General features: G+C 70.2%; 22 protein-coding genes, 1 tRNA gene, 1 pseudogene and 1 riboswitch. Of the genes and pseudogenes, 8 read left to right on the top strand and 16 right to left on the bottom strand.

The annotated features are described in order from the left end of the window. Positions 1 to 56: 56 nt before the first annotated feature. Positions 57 to 890 (bottom strand): type I methionyl aminopeptidase, encoded by an 834-nt coding sequence (map, locus tag DA075_RS31830; RefSeq protein ID WP_099957136.1) that lies wholly within the window; start codon positions 888 to 890, stop codon positions 57 to 59. Between the two features lie 94 nt (positions 891 to 984). Continuing rightward, on the bottom strand, positions 985 to 1323 hold the full coding sequence (locus tag DA075_RS31835) for a DUF456 family protein (RefSeq protein WP_244936701.1): 339 nt from the start codon (positions 1321 to 1323) through the stop codon (positions 985 to 987). A 179-nt stretch (positions 1324 to 1502) separates the two neighbouring features. Here DA075_RS31835 and DA075_RS31840 point away from each other — a divergent pair, with 179 nt between their 5' ends. From DA075_RS31840 to DA075_RS31850, 3 genes are all read left to right on the top strand, one after another. Further along, positions 1503 to 1760, top strand: coding sequence for a zinc-finger domain-containing protein (locus DA075_RS31840; protein WP_099957137.1), 258 nt, complete (start codon positions 1503 to 1505; stop codon positions 1758 to 1760). Between the two features lie 33 nt (positions 1761 to 1793). Continuing rightward, entirely contained in the window at positions 1794 to 3011 is a 1218-nt protein-coding gene (locus DA075_RS31845) for an FAD-dependent oxidoreductase (protein WP_099957569.1), read from the top strand. A gap of 57 nt (positions 3012 to 3068) precedes the next feature. After that, positions 3069 to 3154: transfer RNA gene (locus DA075_RS31850), tRNA-Leu, on the top strand. Between the two features lie 290 nt (positions 3155 to 3444). Here DA075_RS31850 and DA075_RS36180 read toward each other — a convergent pair. Further along, a complete protein-coding gene (locus tag DA075_RS36180) occupies positions 3445 to 3789 on the bottom strand; it encodes a hypothetical protein (RefSeq protein WP_123834525.1) in 345 nt (114 codons plus the stop codon). A gap of 208 nt (positions 3790 to 3997) precedes the next feature. Here DA075_RS36180 and DA075_RS31855 point away from each other — a divergent pair, with 208 nt between their 5' ends. Further along, entirely contained in the window at positions 3998 to 4183 is a 186-nt protein-coding gene (locus DA075_RS31855) for a hypothetical protein (RefSeq protein ID WP_099957138.1), read from the top strand. A gap of 328 nt (positions 4184 to 4511) precedes the next feature. On the opposite strand, the gene DA075_RS31860 is transcribed toward DA075_RS31855, so the two are convergent. Together DA075_RS31860 and DA075_RS31865 are read right to left on the bottom strand one after the other, a co-directional pair. After that, positions 4512 to 5714 (bottom strand): DUF1501 domain-containing protein, encoded by a 1203-nt coding sequence (locus tag DA075_RS31860; protein ID WP_099957139.1) that lies wholly within the window; start codon positions 5712 to 5714, stop codon positions 4512 to 4514. A gap of 5 nt (positions 5715 to 5719) precedes the next feature. Next, positions 5720 to 7087, bottom strand: a complete 1368-nt coding sequence (locus DA075_RS31865) for a DUF1800 domain-containing protein (RefSeq protein ID WP_099957140.1) — start codon at positions 7085 to 7087, stop codon at positions 5720 to 5722. A 141-nt stretch (positions 7088 to 7228) separates the two neighbouring features. Next, a riboswitch (ZMP/ZTP riboswitch) is annotated at positions 7229 to 7309 on the top strand. A gap of 15 nt (positions 7310 to 7324) precedes the next feature. On the opposite strand from DA075_RS31865, the gene DA075_RS31870 reads away from it, so the two are divergent. Continuing rightward, positions 7325 to 7957, top strand: coding sequence for a LysE family translocator (locus tag DA075_RS31870; protein WP_099957141.1), 633 nt, complete (start codon positions 7325 to 7327; stop codon positions 7955 to 7957). An 18-nt stretch (positions 7958 to 7975) separates the two neighbouring features. Here the strand turns inward: DA075_RS31870 and DA075_RS31875 are convergent, their stop codons facing one another. Further along, complete coding sequence (locus tag DA075_RS31875; RefSeq protein ID WP_099957570.1) at positions 7976 to 9424, bottom strand: cobyric acid synthase; 1449 nt, start codon at positions 9422 to 9424, stop codon at positions 7976 to 7978. 204 nt (positions 9425 to 9628) lie between these two features. On the opposite strand from DA075_RS31875, the gene DA075_RS31880 reads away from it, so the two are divergent. Next, positions 9629 to 10537 carry an outer membrane protein gene (locus tag DA075_RS31880; protein WP_099957142.1) on the top strand — a complete coding sequence of 303 codons (909 nt, stop codon included), beginning with the start codon at positions 9629 to 9631 and terminating at the stop codon, positions 10535 to 10537. 150 nt (positions 10538 to 10687) lie between these two features. On the opposite strand, the pseudogene DA075_RS31885 reads toward DA075_RS31880, so the two are convergent. Further along, positions 10688 to 11038, bottom strand: a pseudogene (locus DA075_RS31885) (class I tRNA ligase family protein); the annotation flags it as partial. A gap of 278 nt (positions 11039 to 11316) precedes the next feature. Next, the gene (gene mmsB, locus DA075_RS31890) at positions 11317 to 12204 is read right to left on the bottom strand and encodes a 3-hydroxyisobutyrate dehydrogenase (protein ID WP_099957143.1); all 888 of its coding nucleotides are present in this window, start codon (positions 12202 to 12204) and stop codon (positions 11317 to 11319) included. A gap of 60 nt (positions 12205 to 12264) precedes the next feature. On the opposite strand from mmsB, the gene DA075_RS31895 reads away from it, so the two are divergent. After that, positions 12265 to 12459 carry a BrnT family toxin gene (locus DA075_RS31895; protein ID WP_244936702.1) on the top strand — a complete coding sequence of 65 codons (195 nt, stop codon included), beginning with the start codon at positions 12265 to 12267 and terminating at the stop codon, positions 12457 to 12459. Positions 12460 to 12899: 440 nt separating this feature from the next. Here the strand turns inward: DA075_RS31895 and DA075_RS31905 are convergent, their stop codons facing one another. Beyond that, positions 12900 to 14042, bottom strand: a complete 1143-nt coding sequence (locus DA075_RS31905; protein WP_099957144.1) for an acyl-CoA dehydrogenase family protein — start codon at positions 14040 to 14042, stop codon at positions 12900 to 12902. 120 nt (positions 14043 to 14162) lie between these two features. Next, the gene (locus DA075_RS31910) at positions 14163 to 15659 is read right to left on the bottom strand and encodes a CoA-acylating methylmalonate-semialdehyde dehydrogenase (RefSeq protein ID WP_099957571.1); all 1497 of its coding nucleotides are present in this window, start codon (positions 15657 to 15659) and stop codon (positions 14163 to 14165) included. Positions 15660 to 15755: 96 nt separating this feature from the next. Between DA075_RS31910 and DA075_RS31915 the strand changes: the two genes are divergently transcribed. Next, complete coding sequence (locus DA075_RS31915; protein ID WP_099957145.1) at positions 15756 to 16676, top strand: LysR family transcriptional regulator; 921 nt, start codon at positions 15756 to 15758, stop codon at positions 16674 to 16676. 28 nt (positions 16677 to 16704) lie between these two features. On the opposite strand, the gene DA075_RS31920 is transcribed toward DA075_RS31915, so the two are convergent. Genes DA075_RS31920 through DA075_RS31945 form a run of 6 tightly spaced genes read right to left on the bottom strand, consistent with a single transcriptional unit; the run spans position 16705 to position 23342 of the window. Then, on the bottom strand, positions 16705 to 17844 hold the full coding sequence (locus DA075_RS31920) for an amidohydrolase/deacetylase family metallohydrolase (RefSeq protein WP_099957146.1): 1140 nt from the start codon (positions 17842 to 17844) through the stop codon (positions 16705 to 16707). 35 nt (positions 17845 to 17879) lie between these two features. After that, the gene (locus tag DA075_RS31925) at positions 17880 to 18875 is read right to left on the bottom strand and encodes an ABC transporter ATP-binding protein (RefSeq protein WP_099957147.1); all 996 of its coding nucleotides are present in this window, start codon (positions 18873 to 18875) and stop codon (positions 17880 to 17882) included. After that, positions 18872 to 19882 carry an ABC transporter ATP-binding protein gene (locus DA075_RS31930; protein ID WP_164712577.1) on the bottom strand — a complete coding sequence of 337 codons (1011 nt, stop codon included), beginning with the start codon at positions 19880 to 19882 and terminating at the stop codon, positions 18872 to 18874. The genes DA075_RS31925 and DA075_RS31930 overlap by 4 nt, the downstream gene beginning before the upstream one ends. Continuing rightward, a complete protein-coding gene (locus DA075_RS31935) occupies positions 19875 to 20798 on the bottom strand; it encodes an ABC transporter permease (protein ID WP_099957149.1) in 924 nt (307 codons plus the stop codon). The genes DA075_RS31930 and DA075_RS31935 overlap by 8 nt, the downstream gene beginning before the upstream one ends. Beyond that, positions 20795 to 21736 (bottom strand): ABC transporter permease, encoded by a 942-nt coding sequence (locus DA075_RS31940; RefSeq protein WP_099957150.1) that lies wholly within the window; start codon positions 21734 to 21736, stop codon positions 20795 to 20797. Before DA075_RS31940 ends, DA075_RS31935 begins: the two co-directional genes overlap by 4 nt. Positions 21737 to 21749: 13 nt before the next feature. After that, the gene (locus DA075_RS31945; protein WP_099957151.1) at positions 21750 to 23342 is read right to left on the bottom strand and encodes an ABC transporter substrate-binding protein; all 1593 of its coding nucleotides are present in this window, start codon (positions 23340 to 23342) and stop codon (positions 21750 to 21752) included. Between the last annotated feature and the right edge of the window lie 178 nt (positions 23343 to 23520).

Below are 23520 nucleotides of genomic sequence, written 5' to 3' on the forward strand. Positions count from 1 at the left end.
GCGAAGGGAGGGCTTGGCGAAAGGAGGGCTTGGCGGTGGCGGGCTTGGCGAGACCGTCAGGCCGCGGCGGCGGTGTCGCGCGGCTTGTCCAGCCCCTTGGGCGAGAGCGTGAAGATCTCGACGCCAGTCTCGGTCACCGCCACCGTGTGCTCGAACTGGGCCGAGAGCGAGCGGTCGCGGGTCACCGCGGTCCAGCCGTCCGCCAGCACCTTCACGGCCGGGCGGCCGAGATTGATCATCGGCTCCACGGTGAAGAACTGCCCTGGGCGCAGGGTGACGCTGTAGCTCGGCTCGACATAGTGCAGGATGGTCGGCGCGTCGTGATAGGTGCGGCCGAGGCCGTGGCCGCAGAAGTCGCGCACCACCGAGCAGCGCTCGGCTTCGGCGAAGGCCTGGATCGCCGCGCCGATGTCGTTGGTGGTGCCGCCGGGCTTGATCGCCGCGATGCCGCGCATCATCGCCTCGTGGGTGATGTCGCACAGGCGCGCCGCCTTGCGGGGCACCTCGCCGACATAGGCCATGCGGCTCGAGTCGCCGTGCCAGCCATCGACGATCAGGCAGATGTCGAGGTTGACGATGTCGCCCTCGCGCAGGGGCTTGTCGTTCGGAATGCCGTGGCAGACGACGTGGTTGATCGAGGTGCAGATCGATTTCGGGTAGCCGCGGTAGTGCAGCGAGGCCGGATAGGCGCCGTGATCCATCGCGAAGGTGTAGGCGAGGCGGTCGAGCGCCTCGGTGGTGACGCCGGGGGCCACCGCCTCCATCAGCAGGTCGAGGGCCTCGGCGGTCAGCCGGCCGGCCTTGCGCATCGCCTCGAAGGCCTCGGGGCCGTGGATCGGCGGCTCCTGCCGGCGGCCATCCTTGACCGCACTCTGCTCGTCACGACTCATCGGGGGCCCGAAAGATGCTGCTGGCGCTGAAACTGGATGCTTCGATGTAGGCGTTTCCGGTCCCGAAGCCAAGGACGAAGCCGGGGTGTCGCGCTCAGCGCGGATCGACCCAGGCGCGCGGCCGGGCCGGCGCGGCGGCGGGCCCGCGCTGGGCCACGCGCGTCACCGGCCGTGGGGCGGCTGCGTGGTGGCGCCGCACCCGGCGGGCGGCGCGGCGCGGGCGCCGTCCCGACTCGCCCCAGGCGGCGCCGACGACCCCGCCCACCACCGCGCCGATCGGCCCGGCGACGAGGGCGCCCGCCACCGCACCGGCCCCGGCGCCGACCACGGTGCGGCTCTGGGCCTGGGCCGCGGGGGCGCCCGGCACGGTCGCGGCCCCGAGCGCGGCCAAGCACACGGCAAGGCGGGCGAGCCTCGGCAGGAAACGGGTCACGGGCGATCCTCTCGTGTGTGGTTGACGCGGTTGCGGCGCTCCGATGTCGCAAGACCGTGACCAAACGGCGGCGGATGCGCGCCACCGGCCCGAACCCCTAGGCGCGGCGGCCCCGAGCGGCTAGGAGAATCCGAGATCCGGGGGCGCGTCAGGCCCCGCAAGCCAGGAACTCTGAGGCGATGGCAGACAAGGCGGTCCCGCACTTCCACAACCAGGACGGCGTTCCGGTGATCGAGGTCGGCTCGAAGGAGTTCATGTGCATCGGCGCGCTGCCGCCGTTCGACCATCCCCACGTCTTCCTCGACATGGGCGCCGACCACGAGATCATCTGCCAGTACTGCTCGACCCTGTATCGCTACAACGCAGGCCTCAAGGCCGGCACGGCGAACCCGGCCTCGAGCGTCTGGGACGATCGCGCCCGCCTCGCTGCCGAGTAGGCCTTGGTGCAGGATCACCGGCCGACGAGCCACCTGCCGGGACCCCGCCCGGTCCCGGACCGGCCGGGCCTGCGCGTCGCAGTCGTCGGGGCCGGCATCGGCGGGCTCACGGCGGCTTTGTGCTTGAGCGCCCGCGGGCACGACGTGACCCTCGTCGAGCGCCGCACCGCCTTCAGCGAGGTCGGGGCGGGCTTGCAGCTCTCGCCCAATGCCAGCCGGATCCTGACCGATCTCGGCCTCGGGCTGCCCTTGCGCCGCGTCGCCGGCGAGCCGGCCCGGGTGCGGATCCGCGCGCTGACCACCGCCCGCCCGATCGGCGAGATCGCCCTGGGCGAGGCGATGCGCGAGCGCTTCGGCGCGCCCTACTGGGTGGTGCACCGCGCCGACCTCCAGACCATCCTGCTCGACGCCGCCCGCAGCCGTCCGGGCATCCGCCTCCTGGTCGGGCGCTCCGTCACAGGCGTGCAGGAGAGCGCCACCCGGGCCACCCTGGCGCTTGCCAGCGACGGCGGCCGCAGCGAGACCCTGGAGGTCGACCTCGTGGTGGCGGCCGACGGCGTACGGTCCGCGCTGCGGGCCGGCCTCGACCGGCGGCCCCTGCGCCCCCGCGGCGAGGCCGCCTGGCGCGCCACCCTGGCCCGCGAGGCGGTGCCGCCCGATTTTCTCGCCGACGAGACCGGTCTGTGGCTCGGCCCCGGCCGGCACGTGGTGCATTACCCGATCAATGGCGGGCGCCGGCTCAACCTCGTGGCGGTGGTGCCCGATGCGAGCGGCAGCGAGGATTGGGGCACCCGGGGCGAGCCCGCCCGCCTGCGCGCCGCCTTCGCGGACGCCGCCCCGCCGCTGGCCGGCCTGCTCGCCCGGCCCGAATCCTGGCTGGTCTGGTCCCTGGTCGACCGGCCGGCGGCCCGCCCGATGGCCCGCGGCCGGATCGCGCTGCTGGGCGACGCGGCCCATCCGGTGCTGCCGTTCCTGGCTCAAGGCGCCGCGCTCGCGATCGAGGATGCCGCGGTGCTGGCCGCCTGCCTCGTCCCCGGCCAGCCGGTGCCGGCGGCGTTGGCCCATTATGCCAAGGCCCGGGCGGAGCGGGTGCGCACCATCCAGGCCCATGCCCGCCGCAACGGCCGCGTCTACCACGCCGGCCCCCTGATCGCCGCCGCCCGCGACGCGGTGATGGGCCGACTCGGCCCGGTCCGGATGACCGAGCGCTACGCCTGGCTCTACGGCTGGCGCCCCCTCGGCCCCGCGTAAGGGGCCTTGATCTGCGCCCCGCCCCCGGCTAACCCGGACCGGCTGGGCAGTGCCCGCGCGGACGTGGCGGAATCGGTAGACGCACGAGACTTAAAATCTTGCGACCTCTGGTCGTGCGGGTTCGAGTCCCGCCGTCCGCACCAGAATGCTAATTAACTCAAGATTGTATTTTTCTTATTAGTATCATTATTGCAATGTGAAACGCTTGAGATTGAGTTTCCCAGCGTTTATTAGCAATTGCATTAGTAATGCAAGTCATTCAGGTCTTGGCCTGTTTCTGTTTTACGCTTTAATATAAATGATACTTGAGGGGAGGCCGGGGTTTTTACTCTCAAAACATAGATAAGATGAGATACTATAGCCGCAATAAATATTTCAGATGTGATTGTGGTTAAATAATAATTAAATTGTCGATTGAATAAATAAATAGATTTCAGAATACGAAAAATGTTAGAATCAAGTGTGAGTTTGGGCAAGCTTCCAATTTTGCACACAGGCGCAAAAATACCCAATCAATGGAACCGGCAAGCGACGTATCCACGCGCGCAATTTGTTCATTGTTCGAGCGCAATATATTGATCTGTATTTTTGATAATATCAACATTCGATCGCCTTCATTGGCAATGACGAATCCAGCGCCGAACAGCGCAAATTCTGCTATTCCAAAAACCCATGACGGGCGTTTAATATTTTCCAACGACGACGATGCAACTCGACGCTCGATTTTGCTGAGCATTTCTGTCGAGAGCGAAACTCGATCGGCCAGCGTGTAATGCATTATGTCTTTCAGTTTCTCACAATGACGCAAATTAGTTGGTAAAATGATTGCAAGTGAGCCGCGGAGCCTCGTGGGACTATGTGTCGGAGGGCCGTCGAAAACAAAAAAAATCATTTTACGTGTGTGGCAAAATTCGCAATCTACCTCCCATTCAAATCGCAATGCTTCACTTTATAGCACGGCTTTCGATTGTTCTTGGCTTCGGGCGATGGTGGAGTGGCTCTGGTCAACCCTCACATATGCCGTGGCCGCCGCCGTCCTTTCCCCCGTCGCGTTCGCCATCGGCTGGGCGCTCGTCGAAGGGCTCATCCTCTCCCGGCTGATCCCGCGCGAGGCCATCGACGCGCTCGCCGAGGCGGTGATGCGGGAGCATCCCGAGGATCCGGCGGGCTAGGCTCTCCGGGAGGAGCACGCCGCCTGGCATCGCAGCGAACGCGTCGCGCAGGGTCGCCGCCGCCGGGTGCGGCGGCGGATCGCCCGTGGCCAATTTCATTTGAAGTCAAGCGCGGGATCCCCTTTCCCGTGTGGAAGAGGAGTCGGGTGAGGGTGGAGACGGATCAGGATAATCCGCCAAGCGTCGCGCTGCGCAGCTCAGCGGTTGAGAACCATTGCGGAAACCGAGCGACCCTCACCCCCGGCCCCTCCCCGACACGGGAGAGGGAGGAACCTGCACTCCTTCCTGTCCTGAGAAGACCCTGCGACGGCGCCCGCCGGCCGGCGCCCTACGCCACCAGCCCACCCACCGGCCGCAACGCCTCGGTCCCCGGGAAGACGCTGCGGGCGAGCAAAGCCGGCGACAGGCCGAACAGGTCCGCCGCCAAGCCCTTGGCGATGGACCGCACATCCGTGGTCGGGGTGAGGTCGCGGCCCTCGTGGAGCTGCGCCGGGGCAAGGCCCGGCCAATCCGCCAGAACCCGGCCGCCGCGCACCGCTCCGCCGAGGAGGAACGCCACCGTGCCGGTGCCGTGATCGGTGCCGGTGGTGCCGTTGACCCGGGCGGTGCGGCCGAACTCGGTGACGACCAGGATCGCGGTGTCGGCCCAGCGCGGGGCCAGGATCTCGGCGAAGGCGGAAAACACCCCGTCGAGCCCCCCGAGTAGACCCGCGAGGCGGCCGGTGGCGCCGCCCTCGTCGGCATGGGTGTCCCAGCCGTCGAGGGCCAAGGCCGCGAGGCGCGGGCCGTCATCGGCCGCGATCAGCCGGGCCGCGCCCTCGGCGAGGCCGCGCAGGCCGCCCGCGCCCGTCGGCCCGCCCTTCGCCAGGGCATCGACGCCGAGGCCGCGGGCGAGGGAGGCCGCCAGCGCCGGGTCGCGGGCCTCGTAGAGGCCGAGCACCCGGCGGCCGAGCTCGTCGCTCGCCCGCGGCAGGCGCGGCGGCGCCCAGCCGAGGACCGGGGCCGGCCCGCGCAGGATCAGGGGCGGCACCACGCCGATGCCGAGGGCGGTCCGGGGCGGGATCCCCTCGCCGGCCGGCAGGGCGGCGGCGAGGCGGTTGAGCCAGCCGCTCGCGGTGAAACCGGGGCCGGGCTGGCCGCTCTCGAGCACGTCCTGCCCGTCGAAATGAGAGCGTTCGCGGTAGCCGGTGGCAGCCGCATGCACCACCAGGGCCTGGCGGGTGGCATAGAGCCGCGCGAAGGTCGGCAGCGCCGGATGCAGGGCGAAGAAGCCGTCGAGGGGCAGAGCCGCCGCCGGCCCGTCGCGGGTGAGCGCGATGCCGGGACGTAGAGCGGCATAGGCCGGGTCGCCCAGGGGCGCCACCGCCGAGAGGCCGTCGAGGGCGCCCCGCAGGATCACCACCACGAGGCGGGCGTCGCGGGCGCCCGGCGCGGCGTAAGCGGTGCGGGGGATGGCGCCCCAGGCGAACAAAGCGCCGGCGGTGCCGAGGATCGCCCGGCGGCTCGGGTGGACATCGCACGATTCCGTCATGGGGATCACCGTCGCTGGAACTCGGGGGCCATCAGGACGAGGGCGATGGCTTGCGCCCGGCTCTCGGCCCGGCGCAGCGCCGTGCGGGTCTCGTCGGTGGCGAGCGGCCCCAGCACCGACTCGGCAAAGGCCGCCGGGTCGGTGCCGGCGGCGAGCTGGCCCGTCCGGGCGGCGAGGTCGAGCCGCGTGCGCAACCCCTCCGGCGAGGCCCAGGCGCCGGCATCGTCGGGATAGCCGTTCGGGGCCGGGGCGGACCAGAATGGCTGGCCGAGGGCGGCGAGCCCGTTCATCACCATTCCGGGATGGGGCGCGAGGGCGAGGCCGCGCAAGGCCGCGACCAAGAATTCCTGCGGCGAGCGGATCTTGCGCTGAACCGGGTTCCAGGCCTCCGGCGCCTCGATCAGCGCCAGCGACACCCGCGACAGGTCGCCGTCCTGGTCGATGAAGGTCTGGGCGAGGCGCGCCACCAGGGCGGGGGGCGGATCGTCGGCGACGAAGTGGCGGGCGAGCCGCAAGGCGACGTGGCGGGCGGTCGCGGGATGCACCGCGAGGTCGTCGAGAGCCATGCGCAGCTGCTCGGGCCCGACATCGAGATAGGTGCGGCCCAACAGCGTCACCGCGCCCGGCTCGTGGGCGGCGCGTCGGAAGGCGGTCGCACCCGGCAGGCCCGCAGCCTGGCCGTCGCGCTGCAGCGACCAGCCGGTGAGGATGCGGGCGAGCGCCGTCACGTCGGCTTGGCCGTAGCCGCCCTCGCTGCCGAGGGTGTGCAGCTCCAGGAGCTCGCGGCCGAGATTCTCGTTGAGGCCCTTTCCCTGGCGCTGGCCCGCCGGCGAGTTGGGGCCCACCGAGGCGATGTTGTCGAGGTAGATCAGCATCGCCGGATGGGTGGCGGCGGCGAGCAGCAGGTCGCGAAACCGCCCGAGCACGTGCGGGCGGATCGCCTCGCGCTCGAAGGCGCCGGCGCTGACCCGCAGGTTCGCCCCCCGCACCACCGAGACGGTGAAGTGGTTGGCCCAGAACCAGACCAGGCGCTCGACGAGGCCGGTGGGCGCCTGTTGCGCCAGGGCGAGGCGGGCCGCCACCTCGGCCTGGTAGGTGCGCTCCGGGATCGGCGGCGCCGGCGGGCCTTCCGGCGTCGGGGCGTCCAGGTTGCCGGCCCGGGCGAGCTTGCGGCTCTGATCCTCCGCCTGGAGGGCGGTGAGCAGGGTCGACGCGGAGGAGAGGCTCGGCCCGCCCGGCAGGGGGACGACGCCCGCCTGAATCTCGCCGCGCAAGACCTCCTCGACCGGCTCCGCCCGGGCGAGGTCGCCCGGACGGGCGCCGAGCCCGAAACGCCCGAGGGCGAGCGCCGTCCAGCGCGGATCGACCGCCATGCCCGTGCCCTCCCCTTTCGTCAGCCACCCTCATGACGCGCCGCAAGGGCTTAACCGATGCTGAGCGGGAGATGACGGTTTCGTAAGGGTACGCCGGCGAGACGTCGTCTCGACGGGCGAGGGCGTCGGCGATAGGATCCCTCACCCTCGCGTGACTGACGCTTGAGATGGGGCACCATCGGGGAGCGCGAAGGGCCGTCGCCGCGCGTCTGGGCATCCTCCTGCAAGGGAACGACGATGCCCGCCTCAAGCAACCTCCTCGCCTTCGCGGCGATCGCGCTCGGCATGGTCCTGACGCCCGGACCCAACATGATCTACCTGATCTCGCGCTCGATCTGCCAGGGCAGGACGGCGGGCCTGATCTCGCTCGGCGGCGTGGCCCTCGGCTTCGTCGTCTACATGCTCTGCGCGGCCTTCGGCATCACCGCGCTCGTCCTCGCGGTGCCCTATGCGTACGACGCGGTCCGCCTCGGCGGCGCGGCCTACCTGCTCTGGCTCGCCTGGCAGGCCGTCCGGCCCGGCGGCCGCTCGCCCTTCGAGGTCGAGGACCTGCCGAAGGACAGCCCTCGCACGCTGTTCCTCATGGGCTTCCTGACCAACCTGCTCAATCCGAAGATCGCCGTCATGTACCTGTCGCTGCTGCCGCAATTCATCGATCCGGCGGCCGGGAGCGTGCTGGGCCAGGCGCTCGTGCTCGGCACGGTGCAGATCGTCGTCAGCGTCCTGGTCAACGCGCTCATCGCGGTCTCGGCCGGATCGATCGCGCTGTTCCTGACCCGGCGGCCGTCCTTCGCCGTCGTGCAGCGCTGGGTGATGGGAACGGTGCTGGCCGCCCTCGCCGTCCGGATGGCGACGGAGGCCCGCCGCTAAAATCGCGGGGGCCGCCGCTCACGGCCGGCCGCCGCCCGCCAGCGCCAGCAGCCGGTCGCAATCGACATGCGCCTCGAGGTGGTCGGCGAGGCCGTCGAGCACGCTGTCGATCACCGCTTCGTAGGCCTCCGGCCCCGGCGCGGTGCCGAGTCGGTTCAGCCACAGGGCACGCTGGCCCTCGTCGGCGAACAGGCCGTGCACGTAGGTGCCGCAGACGAGCCCGTCGGCCGACACGGCGCCGTCAGGGCGGCCGCAGGCGAGGCGGAGCAGCGGCCGGGCCGCGTCGGGCCCGTCGGTTTCGCCGACATGCATCTCGTAGCCGGTGAACGGCGTTCCGTCCGGCAGGCTGACGCCGCGCGCCGCGGCGAGCCGCTTCTCGGCCGTGAGCACCGTCGCGACGTCGAGGAGGCCTAAGCCCGCCACCGTGCCGGGCGGCCCCTCGATGCCCTGCGGATCGCTCAGAGTGGTGCCGAGCATCTGGTAGCCGCCGCACAGGCCGAGCACCCGCCCGCCGCGGCGGCGATGGGCCAGGATGTCGATGTCCCAGCCCTGCCGGCGCAGGAAGGCGAGGTCGGGGATCGTGGTCTTGGAGCCCGGCAGCAGCACGAGGCCGGCCTCGGCCGGGATCGGCCGGCCGGGCTCCACCAGCACCACGCTCACCCCGGGCTCGGCCCGCAAGGGATCGAGGTCGTCGAAATTGGCGATGCGCGGCAGGACCGGCACCGCCACGACCTTTCCGCCCGGCCGCTCGGCGCCGCGCAGGCCGAGCACGTCCTCCGCCGGCAGCCGCGCGGCGTCCGGGAAATGCGGGATCAGCCCGAGCGCTTCCCAGCCGGTGCGGGCGGCGATCAGGTCCATGCCGTCGGAAAACAGGTTCGGGTCGCCGCGGAAACGGTTGACGAGGAAGCCCCGCACCATCGCGGCATCCTCGGGATCGAGCACCGCCTTCGTGCCGACGAGGCTCGCGATCACCCCGCCGCGGTCGATGTCGCCGAGGAGCACCACCGGCGTGCCGGTGGCACGGGCAAACCCCATATTGGCGATGTCGCCCCGGCGCAGGTTCACCTCCGAGGCCGAGCCCGCGCCCTCGACCAGCACCAGGTCGGATTCGGCGCGCAGCCGCCCGAAGCTCTCGACGACCGCCGCCAGCAGCCGCGGCTTCCAGGCCTGGTACTCCCGGGCCCGCGCGGTGCCGACCATCCGCCCCTGCACCACCACCTGCGAGCCGGTCTCGCTCTGCGGCTTCAGGAGCACCGGGTTCATGTGCACGGACGGCGCGACGCCCGCCGCGCGGGCCTGGAGCGCCTGGGCCCGGCCGATCTCGCCGCCATCGGCGGTGACGGCGGCATTGTTCGACATGTTCTGCGGCTTGAACGGCCGCACCCGCAGGCCCCGCCGCGCGAAGGCGCGGGCGAGCCCGGCGACGATCAGCGACTTGCCGACATCCGAGCCCGTGCCCTGGATCATCAGGGCCTTGGCGCCCTCTCGCGCGGGCATGTCTCGCACAGGCATGACTCCTCGGGGGTTTGCCGGCCACGTCGTGCGGCAGCGCACGGAAAAAATTCAGAAACCCGATCGGTCAACCGCCAGGTGTGGCGCGGCGGTCATAGGCGCGCGGCCACGCTCAAGCTAGCCTACAGCCACATTTTCGCTCAACCGGGGCGTCCTCCAGTGCTCAAGAAGTTCCTGCTCGCCGGCGCCGCGACGTCGCTCCTCACCGGGGCGGCCTTCGCGGCCGACCTGCCGGCCCGCGTCGCCCCGCCGCCGGTCTTCACGCCGGTGCCGGTCTTCACCTGGACCGGCTTCTATGCCGGCCTGCACACCGACTACACCTTCACCGACCGCCAGCGCATCAACACGGTCGGCAACGACCTGACGCCGACCAACACGATCGGCAACGTCGCGACCCTGCGTCGCCCGCCGGTGGTGCGCAACGAGCAGGACGGCCTGGCCAATATCGGCGGCGGCTTCGGCTACAACTACCAGTTCACGCCGGGCTCGGGCTTCGTGGTCGGCGTCCAGGCGGACTGGGCCTGGACCGACCTCCACAAGAACACCTTCTATCTCGGCCCGCAGCTCGCCGCGAATGGCGGCTTCCCCGACCCGAGCGCCTTCCGTCAGGAGCTGTCCTGGCTCGGCACCGTCGTCGGCCGCGTCGGCTACGCCTTCGACCGCGTCTTCGTCTACGGCATGGGCGGCTTCGCCTATGGCGGCGTTGATTACCGCGCCAACTTCTACACCACGGCCGGCGCCACCCCGCCGCTCGCCCTGGCCTATGCCGGCCGCTACAACGAGCTCGAGACCGGTTACGCCTATGGCGGCGGCATCGAGTACGCCCTGCCGACCGACTCGTTCCTGGCCCGCTTCAGCCTGCTGAGCCTGCTCGGCGTGCAGTCCCAGGCGGTGACGATCAAGGCCGAGTACCTGCATTACGATCTCGGCAGCCGCAACGTGCTGGTGAACAACACCGGCCTCACGGTGGCCGCCGCCGCGCAGCCGCGCGGCTCCTACACCTCGCGCTTCCACACCGAGGGCAACCTGGTCCGCGCCGGGTTCAGCTACAAGTTCAACGGCCTCTGATCTGCGGATCGGCTGAGCCGGATCGGCGGACCCGAAGGGTCCGCCCCTCTCGACGGCCGCTGGGCGAAACGCCCGGCGGCCGTTTTTCGTTGTGGGCAGAGAGCGGCGATCGGCGGGCGACCAGATCTGCGGCCCGCTCCGCTCGGCAATCAGCCCAGCCTCGTCGAGGCGGCGGTAGAAGTGCTGCTTCAGCGCGTGGTTGGACGGGGCGGAGGAGCGGCCGAAATGGTCGAAGCTCAGCCCGAAGCGCCGGCAGATCTCCGATTGGCGCGCGTGCCCGGCGTCGCAGAACGCGCGCGGCGCGAGACCCGCTTGCGCCGCCGCGATCTCGGTGGGCGTGCCATGCTCGTCGGTGGCGCAGACGAACAGCACCTCGCTGCCGATCTGACGATGGAAACGGGCGTGGACGTCGGCCGGCAGAAGCGAGCCGACGAGATTGCCGAGGTGCTTGGCGCCGCTGACATAGGGCAGCGCGCTGGTGATGAGGATGCGGTGCGACATGGGGAGCGTCCCGTACGGAAACGGTGGACGCGCCGAACCCACGAAGACGAAAAAGCCCTCCCGCTCGGCACGGAAGGGCTGGGTTCGGCGCTCTCGCCTGTCTCGCGCTGGTGCGCGTCACCCTCTCCGGCCGGACCTCGTGCGGTCGGGCCGGGTCATTCGCAGGGTCGGGGCGAAGAGCGGTCGCATGAGTAACCAGTACCGTGCGGGCGGCGCGTGCTCAAGCTCTCCCATCCTCGTCGCGACGACCCGCAGCTCTGGGCCGATCAGCCCCTCCTCTACTCCCGCCCCGCCTCGCGCAGGTGACGGATGATCCCCGAGAAGTCGGTACCGCCCTGCCCGGCCGCCTCGAAGGCGGCGTAGATCGCTTCCGCATGGGCGCCGAGCGGCGTCGCCGCGCCGGCACCCGCAGCAGCCTCCTGCGCGAGGCGCAGGTCCTTCAGCATCAGGGCGGCGGCAAAGCCCGGCTTGTAGTCGTTGTTGGCGGGCGAGGCCGGGACCGGGCCGGGAACCGGGCAGTAGGTGGTGAGCGACCAGCACTGGCCCGACGAGGTCGAGGCGACGTCGAACAGGGCCTGGTGCGACAGGCCGAGCTTTTCCGCCAGCACGAAGGCCTCGGCGACGCCGATCATCGAGATGCCGAGGATCATGTTGTTGCAGATCTTGGCAGCCTGGCCGGCGCCGGCCTCGCCGCAATGGACGACCTTGCGGCCCATTTTCGCGAGGACCGGCTCGGCCCGGGCGAAGGCGTCCGGGGTGCCGCCGGCCATGAAGGTCAGGGTCGCCGCCTTGGCGCCGCCGACGCCGCCGGAGACCGGGGCGTCGAGGCTGGCAAGACCGCGCGCTTGCGCCTTCTCGTGGGCCGCCCGGGCGCTGGCGACGTCGATGGTCGAGCAGTCGATCATCAGGGCCCCGGGTGCGGCGTGGGGCAGCACCGCGTCGTAGACCGCCAGCACGTGACGGCCCGCCGGCAGCATGGTGACGACGATCTCGGCCCCCGTCACCGCCGCCTCGGCGCTCTCGGCGACCGACACGCCGGCCGCGCGGGCGGCCTCGAGCGCCTCCGGCATCAGGTCGAAGCCCGTCACCGCGTGCCCCGCCGCCGCCAGGTTGGCGGCCATCGGCCCGCCCATGTTGCCGAGGCCCAGGAAAGCGATCTGCGTCATCGTTGTGTTCCTTTTTTGCCGTATCGTTGTTTGGATCAGCTACGGAGAATCCGTATAGCCATGGCGGAGCGGTTCACCTGGGATGAGCGGAAGGCGACATCGAATCTGCGCCGTCACGGCGTCGCAATCGAGACCGCCATCAAAACGTTTCGTGATCCATTCGCCATCGAACGGATCGATGAGCGGGAGGCTTACGGGGAGGAACGCATCGACATGCTTGGCATGTGCGATAGCGTCATCCCGTTCGTAATCTAGACTGAGCGAGGTGAGGAGATCCGCCTGAACTCCGCGCGACGGGCAGAGCGACATGAGCGAGACCATGATTTCCGCGAGAATGCGCCCTGACGGAACCGTCGTGCTAGGCCATCCGGACGGAAGCGAGACGCCGTTCGCGACCGATGATCGACGCGGAGGTCGCAGCCGCGGCGGCGGCCGATCCCGATGCGCAGCCGACCAGCCCTGAAAGCCTGACAGGCTCCCGACGCCTGCCCCGCATCCGAACGTCGCGGCGAGTCCTCGCGCTGACACAGGAAGAGTTCGCCGCACGCTATCACATCCCGATCGGCACCGGGAACGGGAGCAAGGCCGCACCGTCCCCGACCGGCCCGCCCAGGCTTACCTCGCGGTCATCGCGCACGATCCCGAGGGAGTTCGCCGGGCCCTTGCGGCGCGCATGGCCTGATACGGCCACGTCTTCAGTTCCCCACCAAGCCCCGCGCCACGATCACCCGCATGATCTCGTTGGTGCCCTCCAGGATCTGGTGCACCCGCAGGTCGCGGACGATCTTCTCCACGCCGTATTCCGACAGGTAGCCGTAGCCGCCATGGAGTTGCAGCGCCTCGTTGGCGACCCGAAAGCCGGTGTCGGTCGCGAAGCGCTTGGCCATCGCGGAGCGCTGGGTGGCGTCGGGGTCGCGGCGGTCGAGGGCGGCGGCGGCGCCGTACAGGAGGGCGCGGGCGGCCTCCAGCTCCGTCGCCATGTCGGCGAGGCGGAATTGCAGGGCCTGGAACTCGTCGATGCGCTTCCCGAACGCCTTGCGCTCGGCCATGTAGGCGAGGCTCTTGTCGAGGGCGGCCTGGGCCCCCCCGAGGGAGCAGGCGCCGATATTGATCCGGCCGCCATCGAGTCCCGCCATGGCGATGCGGAAGCCGATCCCCTCCTCGCCGAGGCGGTTCTCGACCGGCACCCGGCATTCCTCGAAGATCACCGCCCGGGTCGGCTGGGCGTTCCAGCCCATCTTGCGCTCGTTCGGCCCGAAGGACAGGCCGGGCGCGCTGGAGGGCACTACAAGGGTCGAGATGCCCTTCGGGCCCGCCTCGCCGGTGCGGACCATCGTGACGTAGACGTCGGCCGCGCCGGCGCCGGAGATGAATTGCTTGGCGCCGTTGAGGATGTAGTGGTCGCCCTCGCGCCGGGCGGTGGTGCGGAGCGCCGCGGCGTCGGAGCCTGAGCCCGGCTCGGTCAGGCAGTAGGCCGCCACGTGATCCATGCGGCAGAGCCCCGGCAGGAAGCGCTCGCGCTGGGCCGCCGACCCGAACTTGTCGATCATCCAGGCGGCCATGTTGTGGATCGACAGGAAGGCCGCGACCGTCGGGCAGCCGAGGCTCAGCGCCTCGAAGATCAGCGCGGCGTCGAGCCGGGTCAGCCCCGATCCGCCATGGTCTTCCGAGATGTAGATGCCGCCCATGCCGAGCCCTGCGGCTTCCCGCAGCACGTCGACGGGGAAATGCTTGCGCTCGTCCCAATCGAGCGCGTGCGACGCGATCCGCTCGGCCGCGAAGCTGCGCGCCATGTCGCGGATGGCGACCTGGTCCTCAGGCAGGGTGAACAGGGTCATGGCGGCTTTTCCTCCTGTTCTGTCTTGGTCTTGGCCCGGCCGGATGAGGCGCGGGTCGTCTCCTCCCCCCGCGGGCGGGGAGAGGAGATATCCGCGCCTCGTGCGGGCGTCGGGACGTGCTTACTGCATCACCGGCATCGAGAATTGCGCGCCTTCCTTCACCCCCGACGGCCAGCGCTGGGTGACCGTCTTGGTCTTGGTGTAGAAGCGCACGGCGTCCGGGCCGTGCTGGTTGAGGTCGCCGAAGCCCGAGCGCTTCCAGCCGCCGAAGGTATAGTAGGCCAGCGGCACCGGGATCGGCACGTTGATGCCGACCATGCCGACCTGAACCTTGGCGGCGAAGTCGCGCGCCGCGTCGCCGTCGCGGGTGAAGATCGCGACGCCGTTGCCGTATTCGTGCTCGTTGGGGAGCCGCAGGGCCTCGGCGTAGTCCTTGGCCCGCACCACCGACAGCACGGGGCCGAAGATCTCTTCCTTGTAGATCCGCATCTCCGGCGTCACGTGGTCGAACAGGCAGCCGCCCATGTAGAACCCGTTCTCGTAGCCCTGCATCTTGAAGGGCCGGCCGTCGACCGCGAGCTTGGCGCCTTCCTTGATCCCGATCTCGACGTAGTTGCGTACGCGCTCGAGGGCGGCCTTCGTCACCAGCGGGCCGTAATCGGCGCTCGGATCGGTCGAGGGACCGATCTTCAGGCTCTCGACCCGCGGGATCAGCTTGCTCATCAGGGCGTCGGCGGTCTTCTCGCCGACCGGCACCGCCACCGAGACCGCCATGCAGCGCTCCCCGGCCGAGCCGTAGCCGGCGCCCATCAGGGCGTCGACGGCCTGGTCCATGTCGGCATCCGGCATGATGATCATGTGGTTCTTGGCGCCGCCGAAGCACTGGGCGCGCTTCCCCGTCGCGGTCGCCCGGGCATAGACGTACTGGGCGATGTCGGAGGAGCCGACGAAGCCGACCGCCTGGATGATGTCGTCGTCGAGGATCGCGTCGACCGCCTCCTTGTCGCCGTTGACGACGTTGAGGATGCCGGCCGGGAGCCCCGCCTCGATCATCAGCTCGGCGAGCCGCATCGGCACGCCCGGATCGCGCTCCGAGGGCTTGAGGATGAAGGCGTTGCCGCAGGCGATCGCCGGGGCGAACTTCCACATCGGGATCATCGCCGGGAAGTTGAACGGCGTGATGCCGGCGACCACTCCGAGCGGCTGGCGCATCGAGTAGATGTCGATGCCGGGGCCGGCGCCTTCGGTATACTCGCCCTTCTGCAGGTGCGGGATGCCGCAGGCGAATTCCACCACCTCGACGCCGCGCTGGATGTCGCCCTTGGCGTCGGGGATGGTCTTGCCGTGCTCGCGGGCGAGCAGGTCGGCGAGGCTGTCCATCTCGCGCGCCACGAGGTCGAGGAAGCGCATCATCACCCGCGCGCGGCGCTGCGGGTTGGTGGCGGCCCAGGCCACCTGCGCCTTGGCGGCGTTCTCGATCGCGGCGCGCATCTCGGCCTGGCTCGCCAGCGCCAGGCGCCCGACCACCTCGCCGGTCATCGGCTGGTAGATGTCGGAAAAGCGGCCCGAGCGGCCGGGAACGTGCTCGCCGCCGATGAAGTGCCCGACTTCGCGCACCATGAGGGATCCTCCCTGGATCGACTGTGTTGGGGCCACCTTGCCCTGGCGATCCACATAGCGGAAGGGGCGTGAGAGCGGAACGGGTGTGCACGAATGCGGGAACCGGATGGGCCGAAGGGAGACGTGTGGGACGATTACCGCTTCGTCCTGGCCGTGCACCGGGCCGGCACGGTCTCGGCGGCGGCGCGGCGGCTCGGGGTCGACCACGCCACGGTGATCCGGCGGATCGACCGGCTGGAGCGGCGCCTCGGCGAAAAGCTCTTCCATCGCCGCGCTTCGGGCTACACCGCGACGCAAGCCGGCCTCGCGCTGGTCGCGACCGCCGACGCGATCGAATCGGCGATCATCCACGGCGAGACGGCGATCGGCCGGGCGGCGGCGCAGCTCGTCGGCACGGTGCGGATCGGCGCGCCGGACGGCTTCGGCAGCGCCTTCCTGGCGCCCCGCCTCACCACCCTCATCGAGCGCCACCCGGATCTCGACATCGAGCTCGTCGCCACCGCCCGGCTGTTCAGCCTGTCGAAGCGCGAGGCCGACATCGCCATCGGCCTGAGCCTGCCGCCGGAGGGCCGCATCGTCGGGCGCAAGCTCACCGACTATACGCTCAAGCTCTACGCCGCCCCCGCCTACCTCGCCCGTCTCCCGCCGATCCGGGAGCGAAGCGACCTCGAGGGCCACCGCTTCATCGGCTATATCGACGAACTGCTCTACTCGCCGGAACTCGACTACCTGCACCAGGTCGCGCCGGGGGCCGGCGCGCGGCTGCGCAGTGCCAACCTGAATGCGCAATTGCAGGCGACGGTGGCGGGATTGGGCCTCGCGGTACTGCCCTGCTTCATGGCCTCCGGGCGCCGCGACCTGACATGCGTGCTGCCGGACGCGGTGTCGCTCACCCGCAGCTTCTGGCTGATGATGCACGCCGACAGCCGCGACCTCGCCCGCATTCGCGCGGTCGCCGAGCACATCTACGCGGTGGTGGAGGCGGAGCGGGAACTGTTCGCGCCCGGAGGGTGAGGCGGCGCGGCCGCACGGGGCCGGTCCCTCACGCCGGATGCCACCACTGCCCGCGCAGCACCACGCCCTCCGACGTGATCCGCCGATCCCCGGTCATATGCTCGCCCAGCACATCGACGTAGTCGAACGCGCCCTCCCGTACCGCCAGCACCGTCGCGTCGCCGAGCGACCCGACCCGGAGGCTGCCGTATTCCATGCGCTGGAGCGCGACCGCAGCGTTCACCGTCGAGGCGGCGATCACCTCGTTCAGGCTCATGCCGAGGCAGAGCATCTTGGACATCGTGGTGACCTGGTCGAAGGCCGGGCCGTCGATGCAGAGCGCGTGGACGTCCGACGAGATCGTGTCCGGCAGGAAGCCGCCGGCCAGCATGGCGCGGGCGGTCTTGAAGGCGAAGGAGCCCTTGCCGTGGCCGATATCGAACAGGATGCCGCGCGCGCGCGCCTCGCGGACTGCCGGCTTCACTGCGCCCTGCGCCGTCACCGGCGAGTTCGGGAACGGCCGGAAGGCGTGGGTGAGGACGTCGCCGGGGCGCAGCATCGCCAGCACCGCCTCGTAGCTCGGCGGCGGCTCGTCGATATGGGCCATCAGCGGCAGGCCGGTCTCCGCGGCGACCTGGAGGGCGATCTCGAGAGGCGCCGTCCCTTGCGTGCCCGAGGCATGGGCCCCGACCCGGACCTTGATGCCGACGATCACGTCGCGGTTCGCCTCCGCCACCGCCACCGCCTCGCGGGGCGCCATCAGGCGCATATCCTGGCTCTCGCCGACCATCACGGTCTTGGAGAAGCCGTAGATGCCGGCGAACGAGACGTGCAGGTAGGCGAGGATCCGGGCCTCGGAGCGCTCGATCACGTGCTTGCGGAACCCTGGGAAGTTGCCGGGCCCGGCGCTGCCGGTATCGACCGAGGTGGTGACGCCGGAAAGTCGGCAGAACTCGTCGGCGTCGATGCCGAGCGAGGTGCCGCCCCAGTAGACGTGGGTGTGCAGGTCGATGAGGCCCGGGGTGACGATCGCCCCGCCCATCTCCCGGACCTCCGTCTCCTCCCCGACGGGCAGGTCGCGGCCGAAGCCCGAGACGAGGCCGTTCGCGAAGGCGACATCGGCGATGCCGTCGTGGTTCTGCGACGGATCGATGATGCGGGCGCCCCGCAGGATCAGCTCGTGCTGCACGGTTCTTCCCCTGATGATGACATAGGACGGGCCGGTCACGCGGCTTGCGCCGGCAGGGCGGTGCCATCGAGGTGGCAGGCCGCGAAATGGTCGCCGCCGACGGAATCGAGCCGCGGCTCCTCGCTGCGGCAGCGCTCGAAGGCGTGCGGGCAGCGGGTATGGAAGCGGCAGCCGCTCGGCGGGTCGATCGGGCTCGGCACGTCGCCACGCAGCACGATGCGGGTGCGCCCGGCATCGGGCTCCGGCACCGGCACGGCGGAGAGCAGCGCTCTCGTGTAGGGATGCCGCGGCGCCAGGAAGATCTCTCGGCGCGGGCCGATCTCGACGATCTTGCCGAGATACATCACCGCCACCCGGTGGGTCATGTGCTCGACGATGGCGAGATCGTGCGAGATGAACAGCAGCGCCAGGTCCAGCTCCTTCTGCAGGTCCTGAAGCAGGTTGACGATCTGCGCCTTGACCGAGACGTCGAGGGCCGAGACCGCCTCGTCGCAGATGATCAGGTCCGGCTCGGCGGCGAGCGCCCGGGCGATGCCGATACGCTGGCGCTGCCCGCCGGAGAACTCGTGCGGAAAGCGCGACAGGGCCTCACGCGGCAGGCCGACCCGCTCCATCAGGGCGGCGAGGCGCCCGTCGAGATCGGCGCGGGACTTCGCCAGGCCGAAATTGCGGATCGGCTCGGCCAGGATGTCGCGCACCCGCATCCGCGGGTTGAGCGAGGAGAACGGGTCCTGAAACACCATCTGGATCCGCCGGCGCAAGGGGCGGAGCGCGCCGGCCGAGAGGTCGTCGATGCGACGGCCCCCGAGCACCACTTGGCCGGAGGTGGGCGGGAACAGCCGCATCAGGCCGCGGGCGACCGTCGACTTGCCGCAGCCGGATTCGCCGACGAGGGAGAGGGTCTCCCCCTTCTCCAGGGTGAAGGAGACGCCGTCCACCGCCTTGAGGCTGCGAGCATTGCGTCCCAGAAGGCCACCGCCGAGCAGGAAGTGCTTGCGCAGGTCGTTGACGGCGAGGAGGGGCTGGCTCACGCGGCGAGCGCGTCCTTCGGCGCGTAGTGGCAGGCGGCGAGGTGGCCCGGCGCCTTCGGCTCCAGAGCCGGGGCGTGGCTGCGGCAGAGATCGGTGGCGGAAGCGCAGCGGCCGGCGAAGACGCAGCCGTCGATGCGGGTCTTGAGGCTCGGCACCATGCCGGGGATCTCGGCCAGCCGCTGGGCTGCGCCCGGCCGCTCGGCGGCGCCGAGCCGCGGCACCGCGCCCATCAGGCCGCGCGTGTAGGGGTGGCGGGGGCTGCGGAAGAGGTCGCGGACCGCCGCCTCCTCGACCTTGCGGCCGGCATACATCACCACCACCCGGTCGGCGACCTCCGCCACCACGCCGAGATCGTGGGTGATGAGCATGATGGCGGCCCCGACCCGGCGCTTGAGGTCGCGCATCAGGTCGAGGATCTGGGCCTGGATCGTCACGTCGAGGGCGGTGGTCGGCTCGTCGGCGATGAGGAGCTTTGGCGAGCAGGCGAGCGCGATGGCGATCATCACCCGCTGGCGCATGCCGCCGGAGAGCTGGTGCGGGTATTCCCGCACCCGGCGCCGCGGCTCCGGGATGCCGACGAGGGCCAGCATCTCGACCGCCCGCTCCTCCGCCTCCTTGCGCGACAGGCCCTGGTGCAGGCGCAGGGTCTCGCCGATCTGGCGGCCGACGCTCAGCACCGGGTTCAGCGAGGTCATCGGCTCCTGGAAGATCACGCTGATGGCGTTGCCGCGGATGCGGCGCATCTCGCGCTCGGACAGGCCCAGGAGGTCGCGCCCCTCGAACCGGATGGCGCCGGCGATGCGGGCCGGCGGCTCGGGCAGGAGCCGCAGGATCGACATCGAGGTCACCGACTTGCCGCAGCCGGATTCGCCGACGATCGCCAGGGTCTCGCCGGCGCCGATCGCGAAGGAGACGCCGTCGACCGCGCGGTTGACCCCGTCGGGCGTGCGAAAATGGACCTGGAGATTCTCGACGGAGAGAAGGGCCGATTCCTTGAGGTCAGGCATCCTTGGCCATCCGCGGGTCGAGGGCATCGCGCAAGCCGTCGCCGACGAGGTTCACGGCGAGGACGGTAAGCGACAAAAAAATCGCCGGGAACAGGATGATGGTGAACTTCACCTGCCAGAGCGCCCGGCCCTCGGCCATGATGTTGCCCCAGGACGGGGTCGCGGGCGGCACGCCGGCACCGATGAACGACAGGATCGATTCGGCGATCATGGCCGAGGCGCAGATATAGGTCGCCTGCACGGTCATGGGCGCCAGGGTGTTCGGCAGGATGTGGCGCCAGATGATCATCGGCATGCGGGTGCCGGTGGTCACCGCCGCCTCGACATAGGGCTGCTCGCGCAGGGAGAGCACCACGCCGCGGACCAGCCGCGCGACGCGGGGGATCTCCGCCACGGTGATCGCCAGGATCACGTTCTCGACCGAGCCGCGGGTCAGCGCCATCAGGGCGATCGCGAGGAGGATCGGCGGGATCGACATCAGGCCGTCGACGATCCGCATGATGATCCCGTCGGCCCAGCGCACCATGCCGGAGACGAGGCCGATCGCGAGGCCGGCCAGCGAGGCCAGCAGCGCCACCGCGAAGCCGACGAGGAGCGAGACCCGGGCGCCGTAGACGACGCGGGAATAGATGTCGCGCCCGAGCATGTCGGTGCCGAACCAGTACTGGGCTGACGGCACCCGCGTGCGGCGGGACGGGCTGATCGCCGTCGGGTCGACGGTCCCGAGATACGGGGCCAGGATCGCCATCAGGGCGACGATCAGCAGGATCGCGCCGCCGATCACGATGGTCGGGTGGCGCCGCCAGGTCCGGCGGATCGGCCCGAGCGCCTTCCGGGGCGGGTAGAGGTCGGGCAGCGGCGCGGCGACCGCGAGGCCCGGAGGCGCCTCCGGCCCGAGAGGGTGGGCGGCGCTCAATAGCGGATCCTCGGGTCGATGAGGGTGTAGAGGAGGTCGATCGCCAGGTTGACCAGCACGTAGGTGAAGCTGAACAGCAGCACGACGCCCTGGATGACCGGATAGTCGCGCCGCAGGATCGCATCGACAGTGAGACGGCCGAGGCCCGGAATCGCGAACACCGTCTCGGTGACGACCGCGCCGCCGATGAGGAGCGCGATGCCGATGCCGATCACTGTGACGATCGGCACCGCGGCGTTCTTCAGCGCGTGGACGAACAGGACGCCGCCCTGCGCCACGCCCTTGGCCCGGGCCGTTCGGACGTAATCCTGCTGGAGCACGTCGAGCATCGTCGCCCGTGTGACCCGGGCGATGAGCGCGATGTAGACGAGGCCGAGGGTGAGCGCCGGCAGGACGAGGTTGGCGAGCCAGGGGCCGATTCCCTGCTCGATCGGCGTGTATCCTTGCGCCGGCAGCCAGCCGAGTTCGAGCGCGAAGACGTAGGCGAGCAGGTAGCCGACGACGAAGACCGGCACCGAGAAGCCGAGCACCGCCGCCCCCATCACCAGCCGGTCGACGAGCCGCCCCGCCTTCCAGGCCGCCACGACGCCGAGCGGCACCGCCACCAGGACGGCGAAGATCAGCGTGACGAGCATCAGGGAGACGGTCGGCTGCACCCGCTGCCCGATCATGGTGGTGACCGGCAGGTTGGTGAAGATCGAGGTGCCGAGATCCCCGTGCAGGATGCGCCAGGCCCACTCGCCGAAGCGGACCAGGAACGACCGGTCGAGGCCGAGCGAGGCGCGGATGCGCTCGATATCGGCCGGCGAGGCCTGGTCGCCGGCGATCAGCGCCGCCGGGTCGCCCGGCGCCAGCGAGAGCAGGCTGAACACGAACAGCCCGACCACCGCCATCACCGGGATGACGGCCAAGATACGCCTGACGAGGAAGGCGAGCATGGAATGGCTGTCCTCAGGCCTTGGAGACGCCCCAGGTGAAGGGCAGCGGCCCCTTGCCCACGCCAGTGACGTTTTTCCGCCAGGCCTGGTAGCCGAGGAAGTAGCCGGTCGGCACGTAGACGCCGCCGGCGACCGCCGCGGCATTCACCTTGTCGATCGCCGCCTTCTCGGCCGCGGGATCGGCGGCATCGAACCACTCGGTGATGCCGGCCTCGACCGGCGGCAGGTCGGGCCAGCCGAACCAGGCCTTGTCGCCGTTGGCGCGGATGGCGGGATAGACCGCCGGGTTGATGCAATCGGCGCCGGCATGCCAGGTGTGGAACATGTTCCAGCCGCCCTGCGACGGCGGCGCCTTCGAGGCGCGCCGCGTGCCGACGGTGCCCCAGTCGGTGGCGACGAAATCGACCTTCATGCCCATCTGCTTGAGCAGGTCGGCGGTGACGTCGCCCATGTTCTTGGTGATCGGCTGGTCCTGCGCCACTACGCAGACCACCGGCTCGCCCTTGTAGCCGGCCTCGGCCAGCAGCTTCTTCGCCGCCGCGATGTCGCCCTTGCCGATTTTTTGGCCGCCCGCCTCGCTGTAGAGCGGGGTGCCCGGGGTGAAGAAGCCGGGCAGCGGCTTCCACAGCTTGTCGTCGTCGCCGATCAGCGCCCGCATGTAATCCTCCTGGTTCATGCCCATGAGGACGGCCTGGCGCACCTTCGGATTGTCGAAAGGCGGATGGAGGTGGTTCATCCGGAACGCGCCGATATTGCCCAGCGGATCGGCGATGTCGACGTTGATATTGGAATTCTTGCGCAGGAGCGGGACGAGATCGGGGATCGGGTTCTCCCACCAATCGACCTCGCCGTTCTGGAGCGCCGCCGAGGCGGTGGCAGGATCGGGCATGATCACCCACTCGACCCGGTCGAGCAGCATGCGCTTGCCGCCGGCGAGCCACGAGGACGGCTCGTCGCGGGGCATGTAATCCGAAAATTTCTCGAAGACCGCGCGGGCGCCCGGCACCCATTCGCTGCGGGCGAACTTCATCGGGCCGGAGCCGACATACTCGGTGATCTGCGTGAACGGATCGGTCCTGGCGATCCGCTCCGGCATGATGAAGGCGCAGGGCGCATTGTTCTTGCCCAGCGCCAGCAGGAGCTTCGGGAACGGTTTTTTAAGCTGCCAGCGGAAGCTGCGGTCGTCGACCGGGCTGAGCTCGGCCTGGATCGCCCGGATCATGAGGCCCATCGGGTCGCGGGCCATCCAGCGGGTGAGGCTCGCCACCACGTCCTTCGGCAGCACCGGCTCACCGTCGTGGAACTTGAGGCCCGGCCGCAGCCGGAAGGTCCAGGTCAGGCCGTCGGCCGAGACCTCCTCGGATTCGACCATCTGGCGCTGGGGCTTCAGCTGCGCGTCGACGCCGTAGAGCATGTCCCAGACGAGGGCCGCGGCATTGCGGACGACGTATTGCGTCCCCCAGATCGGGTCGAAATTCGCGAGGTTGGCCTGCGGCACGAAGCGCAGCACCTTGGCCGGTTGCGCCAGCGCCGGGGCGGCGAGGTGAGGCGCCAGGCCGGCGGCGCCGAGGGCGGCCGAGCCTTTCAGAAACGTCCTGCGATCCATGGCGAGTCCTGCCTGCGGGGCCTCTGATCGTGAGCCGTGCCCGAGCCCCGAAGGAGCCGGCTCTCCCGCGAGGTTCGCCCCGGTCCGATCACTCGGTCAAGGCGGATTGCGGGGTTGTGAACGGTCACGCTTGCCGGGCGAGCAAGCTTCGCGCCAGCGCCGGCAGGGTGACGTTCGC

Origin of the sequence: Methylobacterium currus (assembly GCF_003058325.1) — a bacterium.
In the GTDB taxonomy this organism is placed as follows: domain Bacteria; phylum Pseudomonadota; class Alphaproteobacteria; order Rhizobiales; family Beijerinckiaceae; genus Methylobacterium; species Methylobacterium currus.

What these genes read in the sequence shown, in the direction of transcription:
- map (WP_099957136.1), bottom strand. Translation starts at nt 890, where the DNA reads ATGAGTCGTGACGAGCAGAGTGCGGTCAAGGATGGCCGCCGGCAGGAG.
- DA075_RS31840 (WP_099957137.1), top strand. Translation starts at nt 1,503, where the DNA reads ATGGCAGACAAGGCGGTCCCGCACTTCCACAACCAGGACGGCGTTCCG.
- DA075_RS36180 (WP_123834525.1), bottom strand. Translation starts at nt 3,789, where the DNA reads ATGCATTACACGCTGGCCGATCGAGTTTCGCTCTCGACAGAAATGCTC.
- DA075_RS31855 (WP_099957138.1), top strand. Translation starts at nt 3,998, where the DNA reads ATGGTGGAGTGGCTCTGGTCAACCCTCACATATGCCGTGGCCGCCGCC.
- DA075_RS31860 (WP_099957139.1), bottom strand. Translation starts at nt 5,714, where the DNA reads ATGACGGAATCGTGCGATGTCCACCCGAGCCGCCGGGCGATCCTCGGC.
- DA075_RS31865 (WP_099957140.1), bottom strand. Translation starts at nt 7,087, where the DNA reads ATGGCGGTCGATCCGCGCTGGACGGCGCTCGCCCTCGGGCGTTTCGGG.
- DA075_RS31870 (WP_099957141.1), top strand. Translation starts at nt 7,325, where the DNA reads ATGCCCGCCTCAAGCAACCTCCTCGCCTTCGCGGCGATCGCGCTCGGC.
- DA075_RS31875 (WP_099957570.1), bottom strand. Translation starts at nt 9,424, where the DNA reads ATGATCCAGGGCACGGGCTCGGATGTCGGCAAGTCGCTGATCGTCGCC.
- mmsB (WP_099957143.1), bottom strand. Translation starts at nt 12,204, where the DNA reads ATGACGCAGATCGCTTTCCTGGGCCTCGGCAACATGGGCGGGCCGATG.
- DA075_RS31895 (WP_244936702.1), top strand. Translation starts at nt 12,265, where the DNA reads ATGGCGGAGCGGTTCACCTGGGATGAGCGGAAGGCGACATCGAATCTG.
- DA075_RS31905 (WP_099957144.1), bottom strand. Translation starts at nt 14,042, where the DNA reads ATGACCCTGTTCACCCTGCCTGAGGACCAGGTCGCCATCCGCGACATG.
- DA075_RS31915 (WP_099957145.1), top strand. Translation starts at nt 15,756, where the DNA reads ATGCGGGAACCGGATGGGCCGAAGGGAGACGTGTGGGACGATTACCGC.
- DA075_RS31930 (WP_164712577.1), bottom strand. Translation starts at nt 19,882, where the DNA reads ATGCCTGACCTCAAGGAATCGGCCCTTCTCTCCGTCGAGAATCTCCAG.
- DA075_RS31940 (WP_099957150.1), bottom strand. Translation starts at nt 21,736, where the DNA reads ATGCTCGCCTTCCTCGTCAGGCGTATCTTGGCCGTCATCCCGGTGATG.
- DA075_RS31945 (WP_099957151.1), bottom strand. Translation starts at nt 23,342, where the DNA reads ATGGATCGCAGGACGTTTCTGAAAGGCTCGGCCGCCCTCGGCGCCGCC.